The sequence below is a fragment of the Streptomyces sp. ID05-39B genome (assembly GCF_033794725.1).
Lineage (GTDB): Bacteria > Actinomycetota > Actinomycetes > Streptomycetales > Streptomycetaceae > Streptomyces > Streptomyces bobili.
Genome location: NZ_JARGEF010000420.1, coordinates 1 through 3,867, shown reverse-complemented (window position 1 = coordinate 3,867; position 3,867 = coordinate 1). Strand labels below are relative to the sequence as shown.

Below are 3,867 nucleotides of genomic sequence, written 5' to 3'. Positions count from 1 at the left end.
TATTTTGTTTTTCTTTTTTTTTTTTTTTGGTGTTTTTTTTTTTATATTACAGGCCCACCACGATGTTTACCCTCCTAGCTTCGTCGGACGGGTCAAAGGGGTATAAGGGACAGGCCCACAGCCGGCCGCGCCATCCACGGCGCGTGATGCGGCCGGTCACCGGCAGGGACCGGCGGGTGAGCTGGCCCATCACCGAGTAGTCGGGGTGGTAGCGCGCGCCGATGTACCAGGCCGTCCAGCACTCCACGGCCAGCAGCGCCGCCAGCGAGGGCACGCTCAGCAGCCAGGCCGTCAGAACGGTCGTCTGCGGCGCCCGGCCGGTCACATCGGCCAGCCCCACCACGAAGGCGTGCGGGAAGAACAGCAGCAGCGCCCCGCCCGCGGCCCGGCCCAGCATCACCGGCAGTTCCAGTCGCCGCTGCACCAGCCGGAAGTGCCGGGAGTGGGCGTCCGTCGCCGCGAGCTGCCGGTTCCGCTCGCGTTCCCGCCGGATCTCCCGAGCCTGTGCCAGGGCCAGCGGGTGCAGCCGTAGTGCGAGCAGCAGCGGTACGGGCTCGCGGGCCTCCTCTGCCAGCCGGGCGAACCAGGACACGTGGGCGGGCATGCCGCGCAGGGCCCGCTCCAGGTCGGCGCGGAGCCGGCGGGTCGCCGGGGCGGGGGCCGCCGCCAGGTGGAGCAGTTCGGCGGTCAGGCCCGCGCCGGTACCGGTCGCGGAGCGCAGGCCGTCGCGGTCGTCGCTGACCTCGGGTATCGCGGCCAGCCGGGCGACGGCCGCGTTCCACTGGGCGTGGTGGTCCTGCCAGCGCCGGTCGACGTGGGCCAGTTCCTCGCCGCCGCGCCGCGCGGCCAGCCGGTCGAGCAGTCGGTGCCGGTGCAGTTCGGCCATCACGTCCACGCACTGCCGGTCGCCGGCCGCCGCCCGTCCCGCGAAGGCGGGCAGGTCGCCGAGGCCGAGCGGGATGCCCCGGTAGCCGGGCTCCTGCTGCGGGGCCATCCAGCCGATCAGGTCGATCAGCGTCCCCGCGTCCGGCCTGCGCCGCAGTCCCTCCCGCAACAGCTCGTCGAGGGCCTCGGCGCGGGCCGGGTCCCGCTCGGGGCGGAACTCGGTGAGCCAGAGCCCGAGCCGTTCCCGTTCCCTGCCGCGGGCCAGCCGGCGGACCATGGCCGGCCAGTCGGCGTCGAACTCCTCGCCGAGGCGCGCCGGGTCGGTGAAGACGCGGCCCGCGTGCTCGAAGCGGGGCGCCTCCGTGGCGGGGCCGGGCGCGGCGGCGGGACGGTCCGCCGTACGGTCGCCCGTGCGGGGGGCGGGTCCCAGCCGGGGCACCGTCCTCGGGCTGCGCCCGGCCAGCCATTCGGCGACCTGCTCGGACCCCCAGCGGTCGTCCGGGTGGTGGGCGAGCAGCCCCTGGCAGAGCAGCCGGACGTGCCCGTCGGTGATGCCGTCGAGGTCGAGGGCGCCCGCCTGCACCGCATCCATCACGGAAGCCGGCTCGTGGTGCCTCTCGACCGGGTGCCGGCCGCGGGCGGCCTCCGCGACCAGGACTCCGAGCGACCACCAGTCGTCCGCCGCGCGCACGATCGGCTTGCGCAGCAGCGCCTGTGGCGAGGCGTAGCGCGGGGTGGCGGCCCAGGCGCCGGACGCCTCGCGCGGGGAGCGGGCGACGAGCGAGATGCCGAAGTCGATCAGCACCAGGCCCTCGGCGGGCCGGGCGTAGTCGCCGAGGACCAGGTTGGACGGTTTCAGGTCCCGGTGCACCACGCCCGCCGCGTGCAGCGCGGTCAGAGCCCCGTGCAGCCGGCCCACGAGTCCCTGGATCTCCTGCGGCGACAGCTTTCCGTGGTCGCGCAGAAAGGTCGCGAAGTCGGTGCTCCCGTGCGAGGGCAGCACGTGGAAGGGCGCCCCGTGGGCCCTTCCCCGCTCCATGACGTACGACAGCCCGTCGTGCAGCGGCTCGGACAGCAGGCCGGTCACCTCGTCGTCGGGGGCCGCGTCGGGGTGGAACCACTTGAGTACCCGCTCGGTGTCCGGGCCGACGGCCCTCTGGTCGAGCACCCGGAACACGGCCGCGCGCAACTCGGCGGAGCGGCCCTCCTCCCCGGCCCGGTGTACGGTCTGCTCGCCGCGCCTGGGAAGTCGCTCGCGCGCCAGGAAGCGGGTGGCCAGGGTGGGCGGCAGCGTGTCCGGATCGCCCCGTGGGTCGGGCGCGGGCAGGCCGCCGGACGTCGGCGTTTCGGGCTCGATGAGCGTCGGCGGGACGAGGTCCTCGCCGGGGCCACCGGGATCAGCAGGAAACGTCATGGAATTCACCTGCGGACGTAAAGGACCGAGGGGTCCGTGGGCGGACGGGGGGAACGGGCGCAGCAGTGGGGCCCGGCGGAGTGGGCGGATCCATTGGTGAATGCCGGCCGGAGCGGACGTGATGAAAAAGAATTCGGACGCGCATGCGATTGTGGCGGGGTTCGCGGCGCGAGACTGATACGGAGATACGGAGATACGGAGATTCGGCGACGGCGTCGCGCGGCGGACAACGGTGCCCGGCGGACAACCGGCGCCCCGCGGAAGGCAAAAGAAGCCACCGCGCGAACACCGCCCCCGCCTCACCCGCCCTTGCAGAACACCCGGCGGCCCTGCCACCCGCGCCGATATGTTGACCGGCATGAACCCTGATGGTCTGCCGGACCGCGCCGACCTCGAACGGGAACTGCGGAACCTGCGTCGTGGCGGCCTGCCCGCGCTGCAGTCGCTGGTGCCCCGGGCGCTGCGCGCGGTCACCCTGCACTGCGGACACGCCGAGGGCGAGGACGACCTGGCCGACGGGGCGGAACGGCTCATCCGCGCCGCCGCCGAACGGCTCGGCACCGACGACCTCATCGGCCGCGCCGCCCAGTGCACCTTCGGCCTGCTGCCCGGTCACCGGGGCGACCCGGCCGCGGACCGGCGCCGGGCGGCGGCCCAGGTGTACGGGGTGAGCGACGAGCGGTTCCGGCACAGCCAGGAGCGGCGGGTCATCGAGCAGCTCGCGGGAGCGATCCTCGCCGAGGCCCGCGAACCGGCCGCCCGCACACCCCGGCCCGCGGTCCTGCCCCGACCACGCCCGGCACGCCCGGCCGGTCCGCGCCCCACGACCGTTCCGTACACCGGGCTGCCGGGACGGGCCGGGAGCCGGCCGGTGACCGTGCACGTCTCGCCCATCGAACTGCTGCGGGACATCGACGTCCTCGTCTCCTCCGAGAACGTCCACCTGGAGATGTCCAAGTCGTTCCGGCCCACCGTCTCCGGGGCCCTGCGCCGCGCGGCGGTCGTCGGCTGCGCCCCCGAGGGGCCCGACACCGACGTCCTGGCCGAGGAACTCGCCTCCTGGGTACGGGCCCGGCCCGGTGTCCTGCCCCTGCGGCCAGGCACCGTCGTCCCCACCGGACCGGGAGCCCTCGCCGAGCGCGGGGTGCGCCGCGTCTACCACGCGGCCCTCGCGGTGCCCGACGGTCTCGGCTACCGCGTCGACCCGCAGAGCATCGCCACCGCGGTCGCCGCCTGCTTCACCCGCGCCCGCCGGGAGCGTGCCGCCGGCCTGCGCTCGATCTGCTTCCCCCTGCTGGGCGCGGGCCGTGGCGGCCTGGACCGCCGCATCAGCGCCGAATGGCTCCGCTGGTCGATAGAGGACGCCCTCACCGCCGACCCCGACTGGTCGGTGCACATCGTGACCCGGTATCCGGAGGCCGCGGGCTACTTCGACGCGGAAGTGCCGGACACACCGGAGGCACCAGGGGCTTAGGGGGCGCACAGGGCCTCGTACGGCGACACGGGCGCCGGAGAAGGACGCGCCCCCCGGCGCCCGTTCCGCCAGAGCCCCCGGCGCCCATGCCCTC

The 3,867-nt window shown here is 74.5% G+C and carries 2 protein-coding genes; one reads left to right on the top strand and one right to left on the bottom strand.

All coding sequences use genetic code 11. The annotated features are described in order from the left end of the window. Nucleotides 1–46 precede the first annotated feature (46 nt). On the bottom strand, nt 47–2,299 hold the full coding sequence (locus P1P75_RS40415) for a protein kinase (RefSeq protein ID WP_319264734.1): 2,253 nt from the start codon (nt 2,297–2,299) through the stop codon (nt 47–49). A 358-nt stretch (nt 2,300–2,657) separates the two neighbouring features. On the opposite strand from P1P75_RS40415, the gene P1P75_RS40410 reads away from it, so the two are divergent. Beyond that, nucleotides 2,658–3,773: an Appr-1-p processing protein gene (locus P1P75_RS40410; protein ID WP_319264732.1), complete on the top strand. Its 1,116-nt coding sequence runs from the start codon at nt 2,658–2,660 to the stop codon at nt 3,771–3,773. Nucleotides 3,774–3,867: the final 94 nt, after the last annotated feature.

What these genes read in the sequence shown, in the direction of transcription:
- P1P75_RS40415 (WP_319264734.1), bottom strand. Translation starts at nt 2,299, where the DNA reads ATGACGTTTCCTGCTGATCCCGGTGGCCCCGGCGAGGACCTCGTCCCG.
- P1P75_RS40410 (WP_319264732.1), top strand. Translation starts at nt 2,658, where the DNA reads ATGAACCCTGATGGTCTGCCGGACCGCGCCGACCTCGAACGGGAACTG.